This window comes from Sphingomonas sp. CD22, assembly GCF_034556155.1.
Classification (GTDB): domain Bacteria; phylum Pseudomonadota; class Alphaproteobacteria; order Sphingomonadales; family Sphingomonadaceae; genus Sphingomonas.
In genome coordinates, this window is sequence record NZ_JAYDYX010000008.1 from 127,796 (window position 1) to 151,023 (window position 23,228).

General features: G+C 69.1%; 23 protein-coding genes. 4 read left to right on the forward strand and 19 right to left on the reverse strand.

Features of this window, described 5'->3' with window-relative positions:
- Positions 1–21: 21 nt before the first annotated feature.
- From SFC76_RS16020 to SFC76_RS16060, 9 genes are all read right to left on the reverse strand, one after another.
- Positions 22–1,350, reverse strand: a complete 1,329-nt coding sequence (locus tag SFC76_RS16020) for a sorbosone dehydrogenase family protein (protein WP_322850405.1) — start codon at positions 1,348–1,350, stop codon at positions 22–24.
- 245 nt (positions 1,351–1,595) lie between these two features.
- Complete coding sequence (locus SFC76_RS16025) at positions 1,596–2,081, reverse strand: hypothetical protein (RefSeq protein WP_322850406.1); 486 nt, start codon at positions 2,079–2,081, stop codon at positions 1,596–1,598.
- Between the two features lie 28 nt (positions 2,082–2,109).
- Positions 2,110–3,018, reverse strand: coding sequence for a hemolysin family protein (locus tag SFC76_RS16030; protein ID WP_322850407.1), 909 nt, complete (start codon positions 3,016–3,018; stop codon positions 2,110–2,112).
- A gap of 10 nt (positions 3,019–3,028) precedes the next feature.
- Positions 3,029–3,541, reverse strand: coding sequence for an rRNA maturation RNase YbeY (gene ybeY / locus SFC76_RS16035; protein WP_322850408.1), 513 nt, complete (start codon positions 3,539–3,541; stop codon positions 3,029–3,031).
- Positions 3,538–3,933, reverse strand: a complete 396-nt coding sequence (locus SFC76_RS16040; RefSeq protein ID WP_322850409.1) for a type II toxin-antitoxin system VapC family toxin — start codon at positions 3,931–3,933, stop codon at positions 3,538–3,540. The genes ybeY and SFC76_RS16040 overlap by 4 nt, the downstream gene beginning before the upstream one ends.
- Positions 3,930–4,178, reverse strand: a complete 249-nt coding sequence (locus tag SFC76_RS16045; RefSeq protein ID WP_322850410.1) for a type II toxin-antitoxin system VapB family antitoxin — start codon at positions 4,176–4,178, stop codon at positions 3,930–3,932. Before SFC76_RS16045 ends, SFC76_RS16040 begins: the two co-directional genes overlap by 4 nt.
- A gap of 50 nt (positions 4,179–4,228) precedes the next feature.
- A complete protein-coding gene (locus SFC76_RS16050; protein ID WP_322850411.1) occupies positions 4,229–5,227 on the reverse strand; it encodes a PhoH family protein in 999 nt (332 codons plus the stop codon).
- 116 nt (positions 5,228–5,343) lie between these two features.
- Positions 5,344–6,684, reverse strand: a complete 1,341-nt coding sequence (miaB, locus tag SFC76_RS16055; protein WP_416222435.1) for a tRNA (N6-isopentenyl adenosine(37)-C2)-methylthiotransferase MiaB — start codon at positions 6,682–6,684, stop codon at positions 5,344–5,346.
- Between the two features lie 233 nt (positions 6,685–6,917).
- The gene (locus tag SFC76_RS16060; protein ID WP_322850413.1) at positions 6,918–7,475 is read right to left on the reverse strand and encodes a DUF4142 domain-containing protein; all 558 of its coding nucleotides are present in this window, start codon (positions 7,473–7,475) and stop codon (positions 6,918–6,920) included.
- A gap of 169 nt (positions 7,476–7,644) precedes the next feature.
- On the opposite strand from SFC76_RS16060, the gene SFC76_RS16065 reads away from it, so the two are divergent.
- The gene (locus SFC76_RS16065) at positions 7,645–8,445 is read left to right on the forward strand and encodes a MipA/OmpV family protein (protein ID WP_322850414.1); all 801 of its coding nucleotides are present in this window, start codon (positions 7,645–7,647) and stop codon (positions 8,443–8,445) included.
- Positions 8,446–8,458: 13 nt separating this feature from the next.
- Here SFC76_RS16065 and SFC76_RS16070 read toward each other — a convergent pair whose 3' ends face one another.
- From SFC76_RS16070 to SFC76_RS16100, 7 genes are all read right to left on the reverse strand, one after another.
- Positions 8,459–9,178 (reverse strand): lysophospholipid acyltransferase family protein, encoded by a 720-nt coding sequence (locus SFC76_RS16070; RefSeq protein WP_322850415.1) that lies wholly within the window; start codon positions 9,176–9,178, stop codon positions 8,459–8,461.
- A gap of 754 nt (positions 9,179–9,932) precedes the next feature.
- Positions 9,933–10,355, reverse strand: a complete 423-nt coding sequence (locus SFC76_RS16075; protein ID WP_037534772.1) for a Fur family transcriptional regulator — start codon at positions 10,353–10,355, stop codon at positions 9,933–9,935.
- Positions 10,356–10,418: 63 nt separating this feature from the next.
- Positions 10,419–10,886, reverse strand: a complete 468-nt coding sequence (locus SFC76_RS16080; protein WP_322850416.1) for a GNAT family N-acetyltransferase — start codon at positions 10,884–10,886, stop codon at positions 10,419–10,421.
- Positions 10,886–11,527, reverse strand: coding sequence for a tRNA (adenosine(37)-N6)-threonylcarbamoyltransferase complex dimerization subunit type 1 TsaB (gene tsaB, locus SFC76_RS16085; RefSeq protein ID WP_322850417.1), 642 nt, complete (start codon positions 11,525–11,527; stop codon positions 10,886–10,888). Before tsaB ends, SFC76_RS16080 begins: the two co-directional genes overlap by 1 nt.
- A 358-nt stretch (positions 11,528–11,885) precedes the next feature.
- A complete protein-coding gene (locus tag SFC76_RS16090; protein ID WP_322850418.1) occupies positions 11,886–12,479 on the reverse strand; it encodes a malonic semialdehyde reductase in 594 nt (197 codons plus the stop codon).
- Positions 12,479–13,051, reverse strand: a complete 573-nt coding sequence (locus tag SFC76_RS16095; protein WP_322850465.1) for a NifU family protein — start codon at positions 13,049–13,051, stop codon at positions 12,479–12,481. Before SFC76_RS16095 ends, SFC76_RS16090 begins: the two co-directional genes overlap by 1 nt.
- Before the next feature lie 102 nt (positions 13,052–13,153).
- Positions 13,154–13,948, reverse strand: coding sequence for an aspartyl/asparaginyl beta-hydroxylase domain-containing protein (locus SFC76_RS16100; protein ID WP_322850419.1), 795 nt, complete (start codon positions 13,946–13,948; stop codon positions 13,154–13,156).
- Positions 13,949–14,100: 152 nt separating this feature from the next.
- Here SFC76_RS16100 and SFC76_RS16105 point away from each other — a divergent pair, with 152 nt between their 5' ends.
- Together SFC76_RS16105 and SFC76_RS16110 are read left to right on the forward strand one after the other, a co-directional pair.
- Entirely contained in the window at positions 14,101–16,977 is a 2,877-nt protein-coding gene (locus SFC76_RS16105; protein WP_322850420.1) for a M16 family metallopeptidase, read from the forward strand.
- 124 nt (positions 16,978–17,101) lie between these two features.
- The gene (locus SFC76_RS16110; RefSeq protein WP_322850421.1) at positions 17,102–17,413 is read left to right on the forward strand and encodes an endonuclease domain-containing protein; all 312 of its coding nucleotides are present in this window, start codon (positions 17,102–17,104) and stop codon (positions 17,411–17,413) included.
- A gap of 439 nt (positions 17,414–17,852) precedes the next feature.
- Here the strand turns inward: SFC76_RS16110 and SFC76_RS16115 are convergent, their stop codons facing one another.
- From SFC76_RS16115 to SFC76_RS16125, 3 genes are read right to left on the reverse strand one after another with little or no spacing between them, the layout of a single operon-like run.
- Positions 17,853–19,637: an AMP-dependent synthetase/ligase gene (locus SFC76_RS16115; RefSeq protein ID WP_322850422.1), complete on the reverse strand. Its 1,785-nt coding sequence runs from the start codon at positions 19,635–19,637 to the stop codon at positions 17,853–17,855.
- Positions 19,638–19,680: 43 nt separating this feature from the next.
- Positions 19,681–21,399 (reverse strand): gamma-glutamyltransferase, encoded by a 1,719-nt coding sequence (gene ggt / locus SFC76_RS16120; RefSeq protein ID WP_416222436.1) that lies wholly within the window; start codon positions 21,397–21,399, stop codon positions 19,681–19,683.
- A 40-nt stretch (positions 21,400–21,439) separates the two neighbouring features.
- Positions 21,440–22,465, reverse strand: coding sequence for a quinone-dependent dihydroorotate dehydrogenase (locus tag SFC76_RS16125; protein ID WP_322850423.1), 1,026 nt, complete (start codon positions 22,463–22,465; stop codon positions 21,440–21,442).
- Positions 22,466–22,766: 301 nt separating this feature from the next.
- Here SFC76_RS16125 and SFC76_RS16130 point away from each other — a divergent pair, with 301 nt between their 5' ends.
- Positions 22,767–23,228, forward strand: coding sequence for an SUF system Fe-S cluster assembly regulator (locus SFC76_RS16130; RefSeq protein WP_322850424.1), 462 nt, complete (start codon positions 22,767–22,769; stop codon positions 23,226–23,228).

Consider the following 23,228-nt stretch of genomic DNA (forward strand, 5'->3'; position numbering starts at 1 on the left):
TAACTATCTGCGGGCCTCGGCTTACTTTCGCCCGGCCACTCGCCAGATCGTGTTGCCGACGTCGTCCGCGACCAGCAGCGCGCCGGTGCGGTCGCCGATCACGCCGACGGGGCGGCCGCGTGCCTTGCCATCCGCATCGAGGAAGCCGCTCAGCACGTCGACGGGCTTGGCGCCATCCGCGGGGAAGCCGCGTGCCGCGAAGGGCACGAACACGACCTTATACCCCGACACCGGCTTGCGGTTCCACGAGCCATGTTCGCCGATGAAGGCGCCCTGCGCGAAGCGGTCGCCGAGCTTGACGTCGCCGGCGAAGGTCAGGCCGAGCGCCGCGACGTGCGGCCCCAGCGCATAATCGGGGCGTTTCGAATATTGCTGCAATTCGGGCCGCGCCGGCTCGACGCGGGTGTCGGGATAGCCGCCCCAATAGAACCACGGCCAGCCGAACTGGTCGCCGAGCTCGACCTGCGTCAGATAATCGGGCGCGAGGTCGGAGCCGAGCATGTCGCGCTCGTTGACCACAGTCCACAGCTGCTTGTTGAACGGGCTGATCGCCATCCCCTGCGGGTTGCGCAGACCGGAGGCGTAGACGCGGAAGGTCTTCTCCTTGGGATAGACCTCGAGGATGTTGGCGCGGTATTTCTCGGCGTCGAGCCCGTTTTCGGCGATGTTCGACGACGAGCCGACGCCGACGAACAGGGTGCGGCCGTCGGGCGCGGCGACAAGGGTACGCGCCCAATGGTTGCCGCCGCCGTTGAGCTGGACGACCAGTTCGGGCTTGGCGGCGATCTGCGTCGCGCCTTCGGTATAGGGCACGCGCACCACCGAATCGGTGTTGGCGACGTAGAGCTGACCGTCGAGCAGCGCCATGCCGGTCGGCGAGTTGAGCCCGGTCATGAAGACGTGGCGCTGCTCGGCGACGCCGTCGCCGTCCGCGTCGCGCAGCAGCGTGATGCGATTGGCCGAAGGGACGCCGGCGCCGGCCTTGCCGAGCAGCAAGCCCATCACCCAGCCCTTGATGCCGCCGCCCCGGCGCGGCGGGCTGTTGGTCTCGGCGACCAGCACGTCGCCATTGGGCAGGCGATAGAGCCAGCGCGGATGGTCGAGGTTCTTGGCGAAGGCTTTGACGGTCAGGCCGGCGGCGGGGGTGGGGGTCTCGTTACCCTGCCAGCCGACGACGTCTGCGACCTTGACCGTCGGCAGCGTCTGTTCGCGCGGCGCGACGATCTGCGGCCGTTTGCCGGTCACCCGGTCGAACGGCACCTGCGCGGTATCGGGCCAGGCGAGATAGACGACCACCGCGATGGCGATCACGACAAGAAGCGCGGCGACGCGCAGGACGTGCTTGAGCATAAGGGCACGATAGGGGCGCGGGGGGCGGCGCGGAAGGGGAAAGGTGTGGAGTGCCAAGACGCCCACTGTGCCAACCTATCTCGTCACCCCGGACTGTTTGGGGTCCACCCCGCGGCGGGGACAAGGGCCGGAGGCTCGGGACGCGCGCTCGGATTTGCTGCGACGCGCCTATATGGGCACATAGCTAACCCAGCAGGACAGATCGGGAATCGCGAATTCGCGAAGGTCGTGATCGAAAGGAGCGATTACTTACCGGCGCGCGTACGTTTGGCGACGATGAGGCCATGGGTGGCTTCGGCGGCGGATTGAGCGAAAGTGGCTTGCGAGTCGGTCGGCGCCCCCTTTGCATAGCTTGCGGCGAGATCGCCGACGCGGGCGTTTTCGCGGCGGAGGTCACGGGCTTCGGCTTTGGAGAGCTGGCCGGATCGGCGGCCGGCGCGGATGTCGTCGTAGTTCTTGGCGACCTGATAAGCGGCGGGCGAAGGTGGGGTGGCGCGGATTGTCGTCCACGCCTGCGCCAGCGCCGGCGTGGGGAGGATCGCGGCGAGCCACATGAGAGCGTGCCGCGCCGCCCTCATCCTTTCGGTACGACACGCCTTCTTCCCTCTCGCAATGGGAGAGGGAAGAGAGGGCGCAGCCGTCGACAGGGTGAGGATGGGCGGGATCGTCCGCGGATCGTTCGACAAGCGCTGCATCCACACCTCCCGTCCGTTCGCACTGATGATTGCCATCGCGGCTGAACGGCGGCTGACCGCAGCCTCAGTCGTCCTCGATCTCCTGCGCGACCGGTGGGTGCAGGCGCAGGCGGTGGATGCGGCGTTCGTCGGCGTCGAGCACCTCGAGCTTCCAGCCGCTGGGATGATCGACGCATTCGCCGACGGTCGGCACGTGCCCCGCCAGCACCGCGGCGAGCCCGCCCAGCGTGTCGACATCGTGATCGGTCTCGCCCAAACGCGGGTCGATCAGCGTCGCGGCATCCTCCAGTTCGGCGCGCGCATCCGCATCCCAAGCGCCGCCGTCGATCGGCACGAGCAGCGCCTCGGGTGCCTCGTCATGCTCGTCCTCGATCTCGCCGACGATCTCCTCGATGAGGTCCTCGATCGTGACGAGGCCTTCGGTGCCCGAATATTCGTCGAGCACCACCGCGAGATGGACGTGGCTCGCGCGCATGTCGGCGAGCAGGTCGAGCGCGCCGCGCGACATCGGCACGTACAGCGGCTCGCGGATCAGCCCCGACAGATCGGCCGGATGCTCGGCGCCGGTGGCGAGGATCGCGAACACGTCCTTGATATGAACCATGCCGATGATCGTATCGAGCTCGCCGCGATAGACCGGCAGGCGGCTGTGGCCGGCTTCCGCGAAGATCTGGACGAGATGCGCGAAAGTGGTGGCTTCCTCGACCGCCACGATATCCGCACGGGGCACGCCGACGTCGCCGGCGTCGCGCTCGCCGAAATGGAGCAGGTTGCGCACCATCTGCCGCTCGAGCGGGGTCAGATCGCCCTTGGCGTCCGGCGCGGGATCGTCCTCGTGCCGGTCGATCGCCTCCTCGAGCTGGTCGCGGAGGGATTCTTCGTGCGTGCCGCCGAAGATCAACGTCTTCAACCCGCGCCAGATGTTCGATTCGCTGGGGTCGCCGTTGCCGGCGCTACTTCGGTCGTCTGCCATGGCGGCCGTATCAGTCCTCTCGTATCAGATAGGGGTCGGCGATGCCGAGCGTGGCGAGCGCCTGACGCTCGATATCCTCCATCGCTTCGGCTTCTTCGTCCCCCATATGGTCATAGCCTAGCAGATGCAGCGTGCCGTGCACCAGCAGGTGCGTGGCATGTTCGGCGACGCTGACACCCTTGTCGCGCGCCTCGCTCTCACAGACGCCATAGGCCATGACGATGTCGCCGAGCAGCAGTTCGCCATCGTCGCTGTTCTGGCTGACCGTGTCGATCAGATCGGGCTGGACCATGGGGAAGGACAGGACGTTGGTCGGCTTGTCCTTCTGGCGATATTGCGCGTTGAGCGTGCGCACCTCTTCATCGGAGGTGAGGCGGATGCTGATCTCGACCGTGGCGGCGGTGGTGAGCAATTCGCCATGCGGCGTACGCTCGATCGCGGCACGGGTGGCGCGGGTGGCGAGCGCATCCCAGTCGGTGTCGGCGGGCCAGGGCTCTTCGCGGGCAAGTTCGATCTGGATCATGCGAGGTCCGTATGGGAGAAATCGTCGCCCTTATAGAGCAGGCGGGCGTCGTGCGCTTTGGCACAGGCATAAGCGAAGCAATCGCCCATGTTGAGGCGGGCGGGATGCCGACCCTTACCGTAGCGGGAATGCGCCGCGATTGCGACCTGCGCTTCCGTCGCGCCGATCGGGGCCATGCGCAACCCGGCTTCCCGGACGAAGCTGTCGACGGCTCTTGCCGCTTCTGCCACGTCCGTCTTTCGCAACCGCGCTATGGCCCGCGTCGCTTCCCATGCACCGAGGGCGCAATAGCGGCGGTCGTCATGCCGCTCGATCGTATCGGCAAACGCGTCCGCTTCCGGCTCGCCATCCATGATCGCGACGATGGCGGAGGCGTCGACGAAGATGGTCAATCGTCATCCTCGTCGTTGAGCGAATCGTAGAACGCCTTGTCGGCTTTCAGGCCGGTCGGTTCGCCGAGCGGGTGCTCCTCCCGCCAGATCCGCATACGCTCGCGCAACGGCAGAGCCGCCGTGTCGCGCTCCAGCTCATGCTTGAGCGCCTGCTTCACCGCAGCGGTCTTGGAGATGCCGCGACGCTGCGCCAGGAGCGTCGCGAGCGCATTTGCCTCTTCGTCCTTCACATACAATGATGCCATGGCTCAGGTCCTGGTATATCCCAAGAATTTACCGGGGATATACCGACCCGTCAACCGCCCGGCCCCTCGTAGGCCTCGACGATCCGCCCCACGATCGGATGGCGGACGACGTCGGCGGCGGTGAAGCGGGTCATCGAAATGCCCTCGACGCCTTCGAGCCGCATCGTCGCATCCGCCAGTCCCGACGAACCGACGCCGCCGGGCAGATCGGTCTGGTTGGGATCGCCGCAGATCACCATCCGACTGTTCTGGCCGAAGCGGGTGAGGAACATCTTCATCTGCGCCGGCGTGGTGTTCTGCGCCTCGTCGAGGATGACGAACGCATCCGCCAGCGTGCGGCCGCGCATGAAGGCGATCGGGGCGATCTCGATCTCTCCGCTCGCGATGCGGCGCTCGACCTGCTCGGCGGGCAGGCAGTCGTGCAATGCGTCGTAGAGCGGGCGCAGATACGGATCGACCTTCTCCTTCATGTCGCCGGGCAGGAAGCCGAGCTTCTCGCCCGCCTCGACCGCGGGGCGCGACAGGATGAGGCGCTGGACGCTGCCGGTGATGAGCTGCGACACCGCCTGCGCGACCGCGATATAGGTCTTGCCGGTGCCTGCCGGCCCGAGCGCGAAGATCATGTCGTTGGTCGACAATTCGCGCATGTAATGCGCCTGTGCCGGGGTGCGCGGCACGATCGTCTTCTTGCGCGTACGGATCATCACCGAGGGGATCGCGCCGCGTTCGGTGCTGACGATGCCGTCGAGCGTCGGCTCGGACGCCATCGCGATCGAGGCATCGACGAGGCCGGTGTCGACCTCCTCGCCGCGTTGCAGGCGGTGATAGAGGTCCTGCAGCACGTCGCGGGCGAGTGCGACATGCTCGGCGCTGCCCTCCAGCCCGACGCGGTTGCCGCGGGCGGTGATATAGACGCCGAGCCGGTTTTCGAGCGCGACGAGATTCTGGTCATATTGCCCGAAGAGCGTGGCGAGCAATTGCGGCTTGTCGAACAACACCTCTGCCCGGCTGCGTTCACCGGAGCGGGCGGGGACGGGCTTGCGACTCATGCGGTCCTTTCATGCCGTGATGGCATGACGGGAATGTGGGATGCGGGCGGGCGAAAGGGAAGCGGCAAAAGCCGGGTTTCCGGCGAAGCCGCGATGCCGCGCGCACCGCGGGTCGATCAGGCCGCCGCGCGTACCCGTTCCGCGCCCGCCATCGACACCGGGCCGGCGGAGAGCAGGTCGACCGACACCATGTCGCCGATCGCCGCATCGGTGATCAGATGAACCGATTGCAGCCACGGCGACTTGCCGAGCATCTGGCCGGGGAGCTTGCCGCGGCGTTCGACCAGCACCTCGCAGTTGCGGCCGACGCTCGCCTGGTTGAACGCCTGCTGATCGCGGCCGAGCGCCGCCTGCAGCTGTTGCAGCCGCTCGTCCATCACCGCATCGGGGATCGCGCCGGCCATGTCGGCGGCGGGGGTGCCGGGGCGGGGGCTGTATTTGAAGGAGTAGGCTTGGGCATATCCGACCGCCTCGACGAGTCGCAGGGTTTCGGCGAATTCCGCGTCGGTTTCACCGGGAAAGCCGACGATGAAGTCGCCCGACAGCGCGATATCGGGGCGCACCGCGCGCACCCGGTCGAGCAGGCGCAGATAGGAGGCGGTGTCGTGGTTGCGGTTCATCGCCTTGAGGATGCGATCGCTGCCCGCCTGCACCGGCAGATGGAGGAAGGGCATCAGGCTTTCGACGTCGCCGTGCGCGTCGATCAGGCCCTGGCGCATGTCGTTGGGGTGGCTGGTCGTGTAGCGGAGGCGGGCGACGCCGGGGATGCGGTCGAGCACGCGGATCAGGTCGTGCAGCCCGCGCCCGTCATCGTCCCAGGCGTTGACGTTCTGCCCGAGCAGCGTGATCTCGCGCGCGCCGGCGTCGACCAGCGCCCTGGCCTCGTCGACGATCGCCGCGAAGGGGCGGCTGACCTCGGCACCGCGCGTATAGGGCACGACGCAATAGGTGCAGAATTTGTCGCAGCCTTCCTGCACGGTGAGAAAGGCGGAGGGGCCGGCGCGGCGGCGCGCGGGCAGGGCGCCGAACTTCGACAGCAACGGCATGTCGGTGTCGAGGCTGGGGGTGCCGGCGGCGGCGCTCGCGACCAAGGCGGGAAGGTTGTGGTAAGCCTGCGGGCCGACGACGACGTCGACCTTGGCGCGACGGACGATCTCGTCGCCCTCCGCCTGCGCGACGCAGCCGGCGACCGCGATCATCGGCGCGGTGCGCGCGTTGAGCCGGGCGTTCTTGCGCAGCCGGCCGATGTCCGAATAGACCTTCTCGGTGGCGCGATCGCGGATGTGGCAGGTGTTGAGCACGACCAGATCGGCGGCATCGGGATCGTCGGTCGCGGTCATCCCGTCCGCGGCCATCAGTTCGGCCATGCGCTCGCCGTCGTAGACGTTCATCTGGCAGCCGAACGACTTGACGTGGAAGGTCTTGGGCGGGGCTTCGGGTTTGTCCGCGGGAGTCATGCCGGCGCGCATACAGGATGTGGGGGGTGGTCGCCAGCGGGTAACCTGTTCCTCGGCCGGGCGGGGGGCGTTTGGCGTCAGCCGAATGGTGGAGGGAGGAGGGGTGGGAGCGCGATTATCGGGTTCCGCCCCATCCTCCCCCTCCGTCAGCGCTTTGCGCTGCCACCTCCCCCTGGCGGGGGAGGAATTTACAGTGTTCCGGCGGCTGCCCCCCCCGGCGGGGGAGGAATTGGTTACATCGTGCCGGCGGCGGCGCCCTGGGCGTGGGCGAGGTGCTTTTCGATGATCGGCACCGCGCTGGTCGCGACCTGGCGGAGCGCGGGGTCCTGGCCGTCGGTGGCATAGCCCTTGTGGAGGGCCCAGGCGGTCTTATGCGCCTCGGCCTGCTGCTGCATGTAGAGCGCGTCGAAGCCGTCGGCGGGTGCCGATTTCAGCGCCGCGATCTTCGCCGCATTGGGTTCGGACAGCGCCTTGCCGGGCTTGGCGACCTTGGGCTCGGTCTTGGGCAGCGCCGCCATCAGCGACTTGGTGGTCTGCATGTGATCGGCGATCATCTCGCGCGCGAAATCCTTGGTCGCCTGGCTCTTCGCCTTGGTGAGCGCGATCTTGCTCGACTGGATTTCGTACATGTCGCCATCGGCCGCCCAGGTGACGTAGTTCTGCGCCGGCGTTCCGGCGAGCGGGGTCGCGCCGACCTGGGTCGGGGTCATCGTGCCGGCGTCCTGTGCCAGCGCACCCGCAGATGTCGCGGCGAGGGCGATCGTACTGATACAGATCAATATCTTGCGCATGTCTATCTCCTTGAATCAAGCTGCCCAACGACTGCCGGTCAAAGCCGTTCCTCGCTTGCCTAGACTTGGCCAATTCTGTGCCCGATCGCCCTTAATGTGAGGCAATGTTGCAGCCATCGGACGGTGGCATGCGGCTCGCCATTCCGCCGAAACGCTGTACGGTCGGGTCATGACGATGATGACGCGCTTCGCCCTCACCCTGCTGATCGCCACCGGCTGCGGCGCCACGACCGCCATGGCGCAGGACGCCGACGCCGATGCGCCACGGCGCACGCGGGTGGGGCTGGGGCCGCAACTGGTGCCGCGCTATCCGGGGTCCGATTCGATCGCGCTGCGGCCGTTCGTCGACGTGTCGCGGACGCGTGGCGACACGCCCTTCGCCTTCGAAGCGCCCGACGAAAGCGCGGGCTTTCCCATATTGCGCGGCGACCGGTTCCAGTTCGGGCCGGCGATCGGGTTCGAGGGGCGGCGGCGCAGCCGCGACGTCGGCGGACGGCTGCCGGGCGTCGGCGCCACCTTCGAACTGGGCGGCTTCGTCCAATATGCGGTGAGCGACGCGTTCCGGCTGCGGGTCGAGGCGCGGCAGGGGCTGGGCGGTCACAAGGGGCTGATCGGCGTGGTGGGCGCGGATTATATCGCGCGCGACGCCGACCGCTGGCTGTTTTCGATCGGACCGCGGGTCACGCTGGCGGGCGCCCGCTACAATCGCGCCTATTTCGGCGTCGCCGCTGCGGATGCGGCCTTCGCCGGGCTGCCGGCGTTCAAGGCGGACGGCGGCGTGCAGGCGGTGGGCGCGACCGCGGGCGCCTTGCGTCAGCTGACCCCGCATTGGGGCGTATCGGCCTATGCCAAATACGACCGGCTGGTCGGCGATCCCGGCCGCTCGCCGGTGGTGCGCGCCTTCGGTTCGCGCAGCCAGCCGTCGGCCGGGTTGGCGTTGAGCTATACGTTCGGCGCCGGCGTGCATTGACGCCGCGGCGGGTTCAGGCGGCGTCTTCGATCGCCGCCCGTGCCCGCGTGGCGATCGCCTTGCGATTGCCCGCCGCGGCGGGATCGAACGGCGCGAGCAGGTGGAGCGTCACCGGGAAGCGCCCCCGCCGGCGCAGCACGCGCAGCGCATGCGCACCGCCGGGCTCGTCGCCCACCCAGGCGAGTTCGGGCGTCGCCGCCCCGTAATCGACCCGGATCGGCTGGACGCGCACACCCGGCGGCGGCGGGTCGAGCGCGGCGAGCAGCGCCGCCTTGAACGGCAACAGGGTGACGCCGTCGCCGGTGGTGCCTTCGGGGAAGACGGTCACCGACCCGCCGGCGCCGATCGCGGCGCGGAGCTGCGCGATCTGGGCGGTCACCTGCAACCGGTCGTCGCGGCTGACGAAGAGGGTGCGGTTGAGCGTGCACAGCCAGCCGACCAGCGGCACGCCGCGCAACTCGCCCTTGGCGACGAAGGCGCTGCCGGTGGCACCGGCGATGGCGAGGATGTCGATCCAGCTGAGATGGTTGCTGAGGAACACCACGTCGGTGGCGAGCGGCGTGCCGACGACGCGCACCCGCGCCCCGACGATCCCTGCGACCAGCCCGAGGAAGCGCCGCGGCCAGGGCGAGCGCCGCCGGAACAGCCGCCAGACGCCGTGCAGCGCGAGCCCGCCGAGGAGGGCGACGACGAGCGCGAGCAGGCGCGCCGCGAGGCGGAGATTGGGGATCATCGCGATCGGGGTATTGCCGGTGTCACGACCGCTTCGTCATCCGGGGCTTTTCCCGGGGTCCATTTGGCAGCGAGGAGGATGGCTTGAAGGGAGACGGCCCGGCGGCAGCCCGGTGAACCCCGGAACGGGCCAGGACCTTTGCAGAACAACCGATGTACCCCGGCGAAGGCCGGGGCCCAGTTGGGAAAGCCGTTGTACGTCATTACGAACCTTCACCCAACTGGGCCCCGGCCTCCGCCGGGGTACACGCCTGGTGTGTCACGGACCGACTTTCGCGGAGGCTTCGAACGGGTCCGGGGTGACGGACCTTTCTGGGTGATCGATTGCGCTCATGCCTGCCGCTGAGTGTGATTGATGTGACGAGTGACAGGTGGCTCGGAAGGCCGTTCTGCCAGGGCCGATCAACATTCGCGCAAATTCCTCCCCCGCCAGGGGGAGGTGGCATGCCGAAGGCATGACGGAGGGGGAGGACACGCAACACAAGACATCGCTTACCTCCCCCTCCGTCACGGCTTCGCCGCGCCACCTCCCCCTGGCGGGCAGGGTAATCGCATATGGAATTTTTGAGTTGCGATCGTGCGCCGGAGGCCCGCAGCTCAATTGGAAAATGCCAACCTCGCGAAAGGTCACGTACCCATCGTTGCGTGGAACATTGCGTGGAACGTCATATGCGATAGCCCTGCCCTGGCGGGGGAGGAATTTGTTGCGCATTCCGAACGTCGATCCCGCCCTGGTCACGCAACGACCGCCAGAATCACACCTTGCGGTCGAGGCTGACGCCGTACAATTCCATGCGGTGGTCGACGAGGCGGAAGCCGAGCTTTTCGGCGATCGCCTTTTGCAGCTGTTCCAGCTCGGGATCGACGAACTCGATGACCTTGCCGGTTTCGACGTCGATCAGATGGTCGTGATGCGCCTCGGGCGAAGGCTCGTAGCGGGCGCGGCCGTCGCCGAAATCGTGGCGGTCGAGGATGCCCGCCTCCTCGAACAGGCGCACCGTGCGATAGACGGTGGCGATCGAGATGCCCGGATCGATCGCCGAGGCGCGCTCATAGACCTTCTCGACGTCGGGATGGTCCTCGGCTTCGGACAGCACGCGCGCGATGACGCGGCGCTGTTCGGTGATACGCAGGCCCTTCTGGTTGCACAGGGCTTCGAGATCGATCTTGCGGGGCATATCCCTTATGTAGTGCAGGTGGCTTGTTGCGAAAAGCGAAACCGACTCGCAAAAAGCAGATGGTCAGATCGCGCGGCGATAGGTGTGCGCGTCGAACGCCTGACCGGTCTTGCCGCGATAGTAATTGCGCCGCTCGCCGACCTTGGCGAAGCCCTGTTCGGTGTAGAGGCAGACCGCGTCATTGCCCTCACGCACCTCGAGATGCAGGTCGGCGATGCCGTTCGCCTGCGCCTCCGCGATGACGCCGCGGAGCAGGGCGCGGGCGATGCCGCGGCGGCGCCAGGCGGGATCGACCGCGAGCAGCAGCAATTCCGCCTCGTCGGCGACGCTGCGCACCATCGCGAAGCCGGCGGCGGTGTCGTCGACATAAGCGAGCGTCAGCCGGACGCCGGGCATCGCCAGCACGCCGAGGCACTGGTTGCGCGTCCACGCCTCGCCGAAGCGCGGTTCGAACGCCGCGGTCATCAGCGCGTCGACCGCGGCGACGTCGCGCGCGTCGCCGGTGCGCAGCAGCACCTGCCGGGTCGCCATCAGCCGGGCGTCCTTCCGCCGGGCAGCTTGGCGTCGGGCGCGCGGCCGTAGAGCGGGCGCGGCGGCAGCGTCGCGAGCGCCTCGGGCAGCAGCAGCGCGTCGGCCGCGTCGGGCAGGGCGGGGCGGCCGGCGAGATCGGGCGCGACCTGTTGCAGCCAGCGTATGCCGTTGCCGACGGGGTAGCGATCGCCGAGCGCGGCGATCGCCGCTTCGGGCTTCGACGAGGCGAGCGCGTCGAGCGCGACGGGGCCGGCGGCGAAGGACTGGACGAACACCTCGCCATGGCCGCCTTCCAGCATCACCGCGATCTCGCCGCGGCGGCCGGCGGCGAAATCGGCGGCGGCGATCAGCGACAGGCTGGAATAGCCCGCGACGGTGGCGTCCCAGCCGAGCGCGAGGCCGCGGGCGGCGGCGATGCCGACGCGCAGGCCGGTAAAGCTGCCCGGGCCGACATCGACCATGATGTGCGCGGCGCGGCCGCCGTCGGGCAGATCGGCGATCATCGGCAGCAATTGCTCGGCGTGGCCGCGGCCGACCTCGCGATGCTGGGCGGCGATGACCTCGCCGGCCTCGATCAGCGCGACCGAGCAGGCGGCGGTCGCGGTATCGATGACGAGGATGCGGGAAGAAGCGTCGGTCATGTTTGGAATGCTTTGCGACACACGGGCGCGGGGGACAAGCACGAGATTCGGCGCAATTCCTCCCTCGCGTAGCGGGGAAGGGGGGCGTCGCCGCATACGATCAACGTCGTCGTATCCTCCCCCTCCGTCGGGCCTCCGGCCGGCCAACTCCCCTTGGCGGGGGAGGGCTATCGCATATGCGCGTCTATGTAAGCCGGACGGGTTTCCAAAGCCACTCCGTCACCCCGGCCTTGCGCCGGGGTCCCGCTTCTTCGGGCGGTGCGAAGAAGCGGGATGCCGGATCAAGTCCGGCATGACGGGGTATGTCTGTGCCAATGCACACCCGATAGCCCTGCCCCTGGCGGGAGAGGACTTAGGTTTATGCTATCGTGTTGAACCGTTCGAAGCCCGGCCGCGGCAGGCGGTCGTGGAGGCTGGCGGGATTGCCATAGCCCAGCGTCGAGATGAAATTGGTCCGTACGCCCGGCCGGTCGGCGAAGAACGCCTTGTCGACCGCGCCCTGGTCGAAACCCGACATCGGCCCGGTATCCAGCCCGAGCGCGCGCGCGGCGATGATGAAATAGGCGCCCTGCAGCGTCGAATTGCGGACGGCCGAGGCGGTGCGCAATTCGGTGCTGCCGTCGAACCACGCCTTGGCGTCGACATGCGGGAACAGCTCGGGCAGATTCTCGTGGAATTCGACGTCCATGGCGATGATGACGCTGACCGGCGCCTTCAGGATCTTGCCCTGATTGGTGTCCGAGGCGCAGGCGGCGAGCTTCGCCTTCGCCGCGTCGCTGACGCACCAGACCAGTCGCGCGGGCAACTGATTGGCGCTGGTCGGGCCCCATTTCATCAGCTCCCAGATCGCGTGGAGCTGGTCCTCGCCCACCGGCCGGTCGGTGTAGCTGTTGAAGCTGCGTGCGGTGCGGAAGATGCGGTCGAGCGCGGTATCGGTCAGGGGCTCGGACATCAGACGGCTCGCACCTCGGTGACTTCGGGGACGTAATATTTGAGGAGCTGCTCGATGCCGCTCTTCAGCGTCGCGCTCGACGACGGGCAGCCGGCGCAGGCGCCCTGCATGCGCAGGAACACCTTGCCCTTGTCGAAGCCGCGATAGACGATGTCGCCGCCGTCGTTCGCCACCGCGGGGCGGACGCGGGTGTCGATCAGCTCGCGGATCTGCGCGACGATGTCGGCATCGGCGGGATCGTCGGTCAGCACCGCCTCGTCGACCGGTACGCTGAAGCCCGCGCTGCCCTGGCGGAACAGCGGCATGTTGGCGGCGAAATGGTCGAGCAGGATGGCGAGCACGTCGGGCTTGAGGCTGTGCCATTCGACGCCAGGCGCGGCGGTGACCGACACGAAGTCGCGGCCGAAGAAGACGCCGGTGACGTCGCCCAGCGCGAACAGCATCTCGGCGAGCGGGCTCGACTCGGCCTCCTCGGGCGTGGCGAAGTCGCGCGTGCCGGCATCCATGACGATGCGGCCGGGCAGGAACTTGAGCGTCGCCGGGTTGGGCGTGGTTTCGGTCTCGATCAGCATGAGGGTCATGTGGACCGTGGGGGGCGGGGGATCAAGCGCAACGGCGGAAAGGGATTGTTTCCGCCGCCTCGCAATTCCTCCCCCGCGCGGGGGAGGACAGGGTCATACTTCCAGTTGCTTCACCGCGGCGTTCCAGGCGCGGATGTTGGCGCGCGCCTCCTGCACGAAGGGCGAGCGGCGCACGACGCCGAGGAACAGGTCCGCGATCCACTTGCCGGGATTGCGCAGCGGCCGGGCGAACTGGACCAGCAGGACCACGCGCGTGCCGGCGCTGTCGTTCCACACCTCGTGGTCGTAGGTGTCGTCGAACACCAGGGTCTCGCCCTCCGCCCAGCGGACGATGCGGTCGCCGACGCGCATCCGCACGTCGCCGTCGCGCGGCACGAACAGGCCGAGGTGGCAGGTGATCAGCCCCTTGGTGACGCCGCGATGCGCCGGGATGTGCGTGCCGGGCGCGAGGATCGAGAAGAAGGCGCTGTTGAGCCCCGGAATGCGCGCGACCAGCGCCTGCGTCGCCGGACAGCGCGCCAGATTGTCCTCGATCGGATAGCCATAGCCCCACAAGAAGAAGGAGCGCCATTTGTCGACCTCGGCGATCGACCGGTGGTCGGGGGAGATCGTCGCGAGGCTCGGCGCCGGCTGGCCCTGCAGCGCCACCGCCGCCGCCTCGTCGCGGATCGTGTGCCACTGGTCGCGCAGCAGCGCGGTCCAGCCGAAATGGCGCATGTCGAGCACCGGATCGTTGGCGACCAGCGACGAGGCGGCGATCATCCGGTCGAAGAGCCCACGCAGATGCTTGCCGATGTGGATGATCAGCGGCCGGCCGGGCTCCGCCGCCAGCGGCGTGCCAGAGTTTCGCCACATTGCGGGCGCCGCGTCCTTCGTGCCGATCGTCATACGCTTACCATCATCGAATCGTGCCGCGCCCAGCGCGGTCCGGCTGCCCCTGCGATCCCGGCTAGGCCCCGGCTGGGGCGAAATGATGACCGAAACGAGGAGGATACGGTCACGCTGGCGGCCTTGCCCGGCAATCGCTAGAGATGGGGGCTATGGCGTTCTTCCCCCGCGCGTTCGCGCCCGTACTCGTCCTCGCCCTCGCATCGGCGACCATCGCCCAGGTCAGGGCGCCCGCCGCCCCCGCCGCGACGACCACCGGCGCCGCGGTAAAGGTCGATCCGACGCCGTGGCTCTACAAGGGCAGCGACCTCGCGCACGATCCCGCCTGGGTGTTCGGCACTTTGCCCAACGGCCTGCGCTATGCGGTGCGCAAGAACGGCGTCCCGCCGGGGCAGGTGTCGATCCGCGTCCGCATCGACGCGGGCTCGCTGTACGAAAAGGACAGCGAGCGCGGCTATGCGCATTTCATCGAGCATCTCTCGTTCCGCGGATCGGAATATGTCCCCGACGGCGAGGCGAAGCGGGTGTGGCAGCGGTTCGGCGCGACCTTCGGCTCGGACAGCAACGCCTCGACCACGCCGACGCAGACGCTCTACAAGCTCGACCTGCCCTCGGCGACCGACCAGACCGTCGACGAGAGCCTGAAGATCCTGTCGGGGATGATGGCCGCGCCGGCGCTGACCGACGCCGCGGTGTCGGCGGAGCGGCCGATCGTGCTCGCCGAGCGGCGCGAACAGCCCGGCCCGCAGGTCAAGCTGCAGGACGCGATGAACCGGCTGTTCTTCGCCGGCCAGCCGCTCGCCGACCGTTCGCCGATCGGCACGGTCGAGACGCTCGACGCGGCGAACGGCGCGAGCATCAAGGCGTTCCACGATCGCTGGTACCGCCCCGAGCGGGCGGTGGTGATCATCTCGGGCGACATGGATGCCGCGACGCTCGGCCAGATGGTGACGCGCCATTTCGCCGGCTGGAAGGGCAATGGCCCCAATCCCGCCGACCCCGATTTCGGCAAGCCCGACCCCGGCAAGCCGACCTCGGCGACAATGGTCGAACCCGGTCTGCCGCCGCTGGTGACGATGGGGGTGGTGCGCCCCTGGCATTACAATGACGATACCAAGATCTTCAACCAGAAGCGGATGGTCGACACGATCGCCGCCAAGGTGATCAGCCGCCGGCTGGAACGGCGCGCGCGGGCGGGGGCGAGCTTCGTGCAGGCGGGCGTCGACCTCGACGACCGCTCGCGCTCGGCGAACATGACGTCGGTGCTGATCCTGCCGGTCGGCGACCAGTGGGAACAGGCGCTGAAGGACGTGCGCGCGGTGATCGCCGATGCGCAGAACAGCGCGCCGACGCAGGCCGAGATCGACCGCGAATATGCCGATTACGAGGTCGCGATCCGCAACAGCGTCGAGACCGCGCGGGTCGAGGCGAGCGCCAAACAGGCCGACGACATGGCCGGCGCGCTCGACATCCGCGAGACGGTGACCGCGCCCGAGAACAGCTATGCGATCCTGACCGAGGCCAAGCAGAAGGGGATGTTCAACCCCGCCGCGGTGCTCGCCTCGTCCAAGAAGCTGTTCGAGGGCGATGCCACCCGCGCGCTGGTCAACACGCGCACCGCGGAGAAGGGGACGGCGGAGAAGCTCGCCGCCGCGCTCAAGGCGGACGTGTCGACGCTGACGATCAAGCGCGCCAGCCAGGCGGCGGTCGACTTCACCAAATTGCCCGCGCTGGGCGCGGCCGGCACGGTCGCGTCGCGCGAGCCGCTCGTCGGATTGCCGGCGGAAAAGGTGGTGTTCGCCAATGGCGTGCGCATGCTGGTGTTCGCCAACCCCGACGATACCGGCCGCGTGTTCGTGCGGGTGCGCTTCGGCAACGGCTATAATGCGCTGCCCGCCAACCGGCCGAGCCCGGCCTGGGCGGGCGATCTCGCGCTGATGGAGAGCGGCATCGGCACGCTGGGGCAGGACGATCTCGACCAGCTCACCGCGGGGCGGCAGCTCGGCCTCGATTTCGGCATCGACGAGGACACCTTCTCGATCGCCGCGCTGAGCAGCCCCAAGGATTATGCCGACGAACTGACGCTGATCGCCGCCAAGCTCGCGCATCCGCGCTGGGACCCGGCACCGGTGACGCGCGCCAAATCGGCGGCGCTGACCGCGATCCCCGGTTACGATTCGTCGGCGGACGGCGTGTTGTCGCGCGATCTCGAAGGATTGCTGCATGCCGGCGATCCGCGCTGGGCGACGCCCGACGCCAAGGCGGTCGACGCGCTGACCCCCAAGGCGTTCCAGGCGTTCTGGTCGCCGCTGCTCGCCAGCGGCCCGATCGAGGTCGACGTGTTCGGCGACGTCAAGGCCGACGAGGCGATCGCCGCGGTCGCCAAGAGCCTCGGCGCGATCCCGCCGCGCACCGCGCCCGCCGCGGCGGCCCCGCCGGTGCGCTTCCCCGCGCATGTCGCGACGCCGGTGCTGCGCTACCACAACGGCCCCGACAATCAGGCGAGCGCGGTGATCGCCTGGCCGACCGGCGCCGGGGTCGCCGACATCGCCGAAGCACGCCGCCTCGACGTGCTGGCGCAGGTGTTCAGCGACCGGTTGTTCGAGCGGATGCGGCAGGCGGCGGGGGCGAGCTACAGCCCTGGCGTCGCGAGCAACTGGCCCAAGGGGCTGCCCGGCGGCGGCCGCCTGATGGCGGTGAGCCAGGTCGCACCGGCCAATGTCGCGCTGTTCTTCCGCCTGTCGCGCGAGATCGCGGCGGATCTGGCGAAGACTCCGGTCAGCGCCGACGAACTCGCGCGCGTGAAGGGGCCGTTGCAGCAGGTCTATGCGCGCGCCGCGACGAGCAGCCTGTTCTGGCTGCGCGAGCTGTCGGGCGGGGCGTATGACGACCGCCGGCTGGAGGCGACGCGCCGCCTGGGCCGCGACTTCGGCGACGTGACGCCCGAGGTGCTGCAGGCGACCGCGGCGAAATATCTGGTGCCGGCAAAGGACTGGACGCTGGCGGTGCTGCCGCGAAAGGGGAAGTGATGGAAGTCCTCCCCCGTATGGGGGAGGTGGCGCGGCGAAGGCGTGACGGAGGGGGGGCAGGGTGGAGCTGGGTGGCTCTAAACGGAACCGGGAACAGGCGAGGGCGCTCCGCCGCCGGTTGACGTTGCCCGAAGTCCTGTTGTGGCGGGAGCTGCGGGGATTGCCGGTGCGGTTTCGCAAACAGGCGCCCGCTGATCCGTATGTGCTCGACTTCTACTGCGCCAAGGCGAAGCTGGTGATCGAGGTGGATGGTGAGGCGCATGATCGTGGCGACCGGCCGGAACGTGATGCGAGCCGCGACGCATGGTTGGCTGAGCGGGGGATCAGGACGCTGCGGATACCGGCGCGGGATGTATTGAAAGACCTCGATGCGGTGATCCGGCTCATCCTCGCGGAGTTGGCCGCTCGTGGAAACGCCCCCTCCACCACCCGCTGACGCGGGCGGTCCCCCTCCCCCGCTAAAGCGAGGGAGGACTTGAGACCGTCTATTCCTCCCCCGCCAGGGGGAGGTGGCGCGCCGAAGGCGTGACGGAGGGGGAGGACAGGGTGGGAGCCGCGCCTGTGTCACCTCACCCCCGATACATTGCGTCCAGCCGGTCGCCGTGGACGGTGCGGATCACGTTGCGGCGGATCTTGAGGCTTGGCGTCACTGGCGCGCGACGTGTTGAAAGACCTCGATGCGGTGATGCGGCTCATCCTCGCGGAGCTCGCCGCCCGTGGAAACGCCCCCTCCACCACCCGGCTGCGCCGGGCGGTCCCCCTCCCCCGCTAAAGCGAGGGAGGACTTTTATATTCCTCCCCCGCCAGGGGGAGGTGGCAGCGCGAAGCGCTGACGGAGGGGGAGGACAGGGTGGGAGCCGCGCGACCCTGCCACCTCACCCCCGATACAGTGCGTCCAGACGCTCGCCGTAGACGGTGCGGATGACGTGGCGGCGGATCTTGAGGCTTGGCGTCAGTTGCTCGTTCTCGATGCCGAACGGCTCGTCCGCCAGCACGAAGCGGCGGATGCGTTCGGTGACCGACAGGTCCTTGTTCACCCGCTCCACCGCATGGCCGATCGCGGTGCGATATTCGCTGTTCTCGGCCAGCCGCTCGAACTTGCAGGCGGTGCCGTTGGCGGCGCACCATTCCTGGGTCCATTCGGGGTCGGGGACGATCAGCGCGACCATATAAGGCCGCCGGTCGCCGGCGATCATCGCCTGCACGATCTCCGGCTGCAGCGTCAGCATCCCCTCGACCTTCTGCGGCGCGACATTGTCGCCCTTGTCGTTGATGATGAGGTCCTTCTTGCGGTCGGTGATCGCGATCCGGCCCGCCGCATCGATCTCGCCGATGTCGCCGGTGTGCAGCCAGCCGTCCTTGAGCACGCGCGCGGTTTCCGCCTCGTTGCGCCAATAGCCGTGCATCACCAGCTCGCCGCGCACCAGGATCTCGCCGTCCTCGGCGATGCGCACCTCGGTATCGACCAGCGGCGGGCCGACCGAATCCATGCGGATGCCCGCGCTCGGCCGGTTGCACGAGATCACCGGCGCCGCCTCGGTCTGGCCATAGCCTTGCAGGAAGGTGACGCCGAGCGACTGGAAGAACAGCCCGACCTCCGGGTTGAGCGGCGCGCCGCCCGACACCATCGCCTTCATCCGGCCGCCGAACTTCTTTGCGATCTTCGGCTTGAACAGGGTGCGCACCAGCAATTGCGCGGGCCGGTCGGTGAGGCGCAGCGTGCCCGCATTCGCCTTCGCGCCGACGTCGAGCGCCTTCGCCAGCAGATAGGCGGACATGCCGCCCTGTTTCTCGATCGCCTTGCTGATCCGCGTGCGCAGCACCTCGAACAAGCGCGGCACGACGAACATGATCGTCGGGCGCACCTCCTCGATATTGGCGGCGAGCTTGTCGAGCCCCTCGGCATAATAGATCTGGCCGCCGAGCGAGACCGGCAGATGCTGGCCGCCGGTATGTTCATAGGCGTGGCTGAGCGGCAGGAACGACAGGAACACCTCGTCCCCCGCGCCGAAATCCTCGGCGATGACCGTCGCGCAGCCGTTGCAATTGTGCAGGATCGCGCCGTGATGCTGCATCACCCCGCGCGGCGCGCCGCCGGTGCCGCTGGTGTAGATGATGCAGGCGAGGTCGCCGCGCTGGAAGGTCGCCGCCGCCGCGGCGACCGCGGGGTCGGTCGGATGGTCGGCGATCAGCGCGTGCCAGTCGTGGAAGTCGACGCTGGCCGAGGGCGCGCGCATCGGATCGATGCCGATGACGATCTGCCCCTGGTTGGAGCGCAGCACCGCGGTGAGCACGGTGCGCGCCAGCTTGTCGGTCGAGACGATGATCCCGCACGCGCCCGAATCGGCGATGATGTGCGCGTGGTCGCGTTCGGTATTGGTGATGTAGGCGGGGACGGTGACGCAGCCCGCCGCCATGATCGCGAGGTCGCTGATACACCATTCGGGGCGGTTCTCGCTGACCAGCATCACCCGGTCGCCCGGCTTCATGCCGATCGCCTTCAGCCCGGCGGCGAGGCTCGCCACCTGTCGCGCCGCTTCGGCCCAGCTCGTCGCGACCCATCGGCCGTCGCGCTTCGCCCACAGGAAGGGGGCGTCGCCGCGGTCCTTCGCCCGCGCGAAGAACATCGTGACGAGATTGGGAAAACGCTCGAGGGCCATGGTCTCTCCTGTCGCGGCCGGACTCACCGGCCCGCCGTCGTCGTCATTCCGAAGGGCGATTGGCGACCGGCGCCATGCGGGTGGGGTCGCTGACGCTGCCGTCCTCGCCGATCGCGACGCCCTCGCTGCGCGGATCGGCGGCGCCGACCCAGCGGCCCCGTTTCCATTCGATCGCATTCGCCTTGAGCCCGAGCGGCGCGACCTGCGTGCGCTCGCCCAAGGCGGCGAGCGCGGGTTGCAGCGCGGCGGCGGCGGTGCCGGTCTCCAGCGTCGCGACCGGGCCGGGGGCGTAGACGAGGCCGAGCGCGATCGCGTCCTGCGCCGAGAGGTTCCAGTCGAGCACGCCGACCAGCGCCTTGGCGATCTGCGCGATGATCGTCGATCCGCCCGCCGCGCCGACCGCCAGACGGACCTTGCCGCTGGCATCGTAGACGATCGTCGGCGCCATCGAGCTGCGCGGCCGCTTGCCGCCCTCGACGCGGTTGGCGACGAGATAGCCCGCATCCACCGGCACGATGTCGAAGTCGGTCAGTTCGTTGTTGAGCACGGTTCCGTCGACGACCAGCCCCGAGCCGAACGGCCCCTCGACCGTCGTCGTCACCTCGACGACGTTGCCGGCGCGGTCGGCGACGGCGAGGTCGGTGGTGCCGGCGACCTCGCTGACCGGCGCGGGGGTGCGCGCGGGCGCGCCGCGCGGCGTGCCGGCGGCGACGCTCGCCATCGTCCGGTCGGGCGCGATCAGTGCGGAGCGCGTGGCGAGATAGGCGGGGTCGAGCAGGCCGTCGACCGGTACGCGGACGTAATCGGGGTCGCCGACGTAGAGGTTGCGATCGGCATAAGCGAGGCGCGAGCTTTCGGCGAACAGATGCCAGGCGACGGGCGAATCCTTGCCCAGTTTCGCCATATCGAAGCGTTCGAGCTGCTTGAGGATCATCAGCACGGTTATCCCGCCCGACGACGGCGGCCCCATGCCGCAGATCCGGTACGTCCGGTAGGGCACGCACACTTCGGGGCGCGGCTTGGCATCGTAGGTCGCCAGATCGCCGGCGGTCATCTTCGACGGATTGCGCGCGGCGCCGTTGACGGTCGCGACGAGCTTCGCCGCCTGCGGACCGACGTAGAAGCTGTCGGGACCCTGTCTCGCGATCCGCTGGAGCAGCGCCGCCTGCGCGGGGTTGCGGACGATGCCGTCGGCGGGGACGGTGAACAACGTGCGCGCCGCCGGCGTCAGATAGGCGCCGTAGGATGCGATCGAATGGCGGAACCGCGGCGTCGCCTGGAAGCCGTCGCGCGCCAGCCGGATCGCCGGTGCGAACAAGCGCGCCCACGGCAGCTTGCCCGACTGGCGATGCGCCAGCGCCATGCCGCGCAGCGCGCCGGGCACGCCGACGCTGCGCCCGCCCGGTACCGCCTCGTCGTGGCTCATGGCAACGCCGTCCGCGCCGTAGAACCAGCGCGGCGTCGCGGCCGCGGGGGCGGCCTCGCGCGCGTCGATCGTGGTGACCTTGCCGGTCCTGGCGGCATGGCTGACCCAGAAGCTGCCGCCGCCGATGCCGGAACTCTGCGGCTCGACGACGTTGAGCGCGAGCATCGTCGCGATCGCCGCATCGGTGGCGCTGCCGCCCGCTTTCAGGATCTCGACGCCCGCCGCCGCGGCGCGCGGATCGGCGGCGCTGACCATCCCGGGCGCCTGGGGTGACGGAGCTTTGGCCAGCGCCGGGGCACTGACGGCGGCGAGGGCGAGCGCGAGTCCGGTCTTCATCGCCGCAAAGCCTAACGGCTGGTCCGCCGAGGGCAAGCCGTTACGCCACGGCGGCGGCGGCGATGTCGGCGAAACCGTCGCGGACGAGGCAGGCGTCGAGTTCGGCGAGGATGCGGCGGGCGAGGCCCGGCCCTTCGTAGACCAAGGCCGAATAGAGCTGCACGACGCGCGCGCCGGCACGGATCCGCGCATAGGCCTCGGCGCCGCTGTCGATGCCGCCCGCGGCGATCAGCGCGATTCCGCCGCCGGTGGCGCTGCGCAGGTCGGCGAGGCGCTGCCGGGCGAGCGTGGCGAGCGGCGCCCCCGACAGGCCGCCGGCCTCGCCGGCGTGCCGGCCACGCAGCGGCGGACGCGAGATCGTCGTATTGCCCATGATGATCGCGTCGAGCCCGTGGCCGATCGCAGCGCGGGCGATGCCGTCGATCGCCGCGGCGTCGAGATCGGGGGCGATCTTGAGGAACAGCGGCGTCGTGCCACGCGCCGCGGTGCAGGCGGCGAGCAACGCGTCGAGCGCCGCACCGTGCTGGAGATCGCGCAGGCCGGGGGTGTTGGGCGAGGAGATGTTGATCGTGACGTAATCGGCGATCGGCGCCGCGGCGGAGACGCCGGCGACATAATCGGCGACGCGGTCGGTCGCGTCCTTGTTGGCGCCGACGTTGATGCCCAGGCGGCCGGTGCAGCGCTGCGCGGTCCGCGCGCGGGCGAGCCCGGCGGCGAGGCCGCCGTTGTTGAAGCCCATCCGGTTGATCACCGCGCGATCGGCGACCAGCCGGAACAGGCGCGGCTTCGGATTGCCCGGCTGGGGCAGGGGGGTGAGCGTGCCGATCTCGACCGCGCCGAAGCCGAGCCCGAACAGCCCCTCGATCGCCACGCCGTCCTTGTCGAGCCCCGCCGCGACGCCGAGCGGATTGGCGAAGGCGAGGCCGCCGATGCGGGTGGCGAGCCGCGGATTGGTCTTGGCGGCGGGGGCGGGGAGTTTCGCGCGCATCGCCAGCGCCTTGAGCGTGAGCGCGTGCGCGCGCTCGGCATCGAGGGCGAAGAGCAAGGGGCGGAGGGCGTAAGACATGGGGTGGCCCATCGCACCGGTGCGGGCGAACGTCAAAATTCCTCCCTCGCTTTAGCGGGGGAGGGGGACCGCGGCCGAAGGCCGTGGTGGAGGGGGCGTTGCCGCATACGGCGACCTTCGCCGTATCCTCCCCCTCCGTCACCGCTACGCGGCGCCACCTCCCCCTGGCGGGGGAGGAGTTTGGAGGCGCCTCATCGTCCTGCCACCGTCGCCGCTTGACCGCAGCGCACAAAACCCTATCTCGCAATCGGATCGAATTGATCCGATTTGCGAAACGCTCGCAACAACACGACCGGAGCCGATGCGACTTTCCAGCCTTGCCGATTATGCGGTCGTAATGATGTCGGCCGCCGCGCGCCATTGCGGCGGCGCGGCGCGGCTCAATGCGACGCTGCTCGCCGAGGAGACCGGTGTGCCGCTGCCGACCGCGCAGAAGCTGGTCAGCCGGTTGTCGAGCGCCGGCCTGATCGAGAGCACGCGCGGCACCGGCGGCGGTTTCCGCCTCGCGCGCCCCGCGGCGGCGATCAGCCTCGCCGATATCATCGAGGCGGTCGAAGGGCCGATCCAGATGACCTCCTGCGTCGAGGGCAGTCGCCACGAATGCGGGCTGGAGGGCAATTGCCTCGTCCGGCCGCATTGGGGGATCGTCAACGAGGCGGTGCGCGGTGCGCTCGCCGGCGTCTCGCTCGCCCGACTGTCGCGCGCGCCCATCCACGATTCGATTTCCAGCCCCATTCCCGTCCTTGCGGGCGAACAGGTGTAA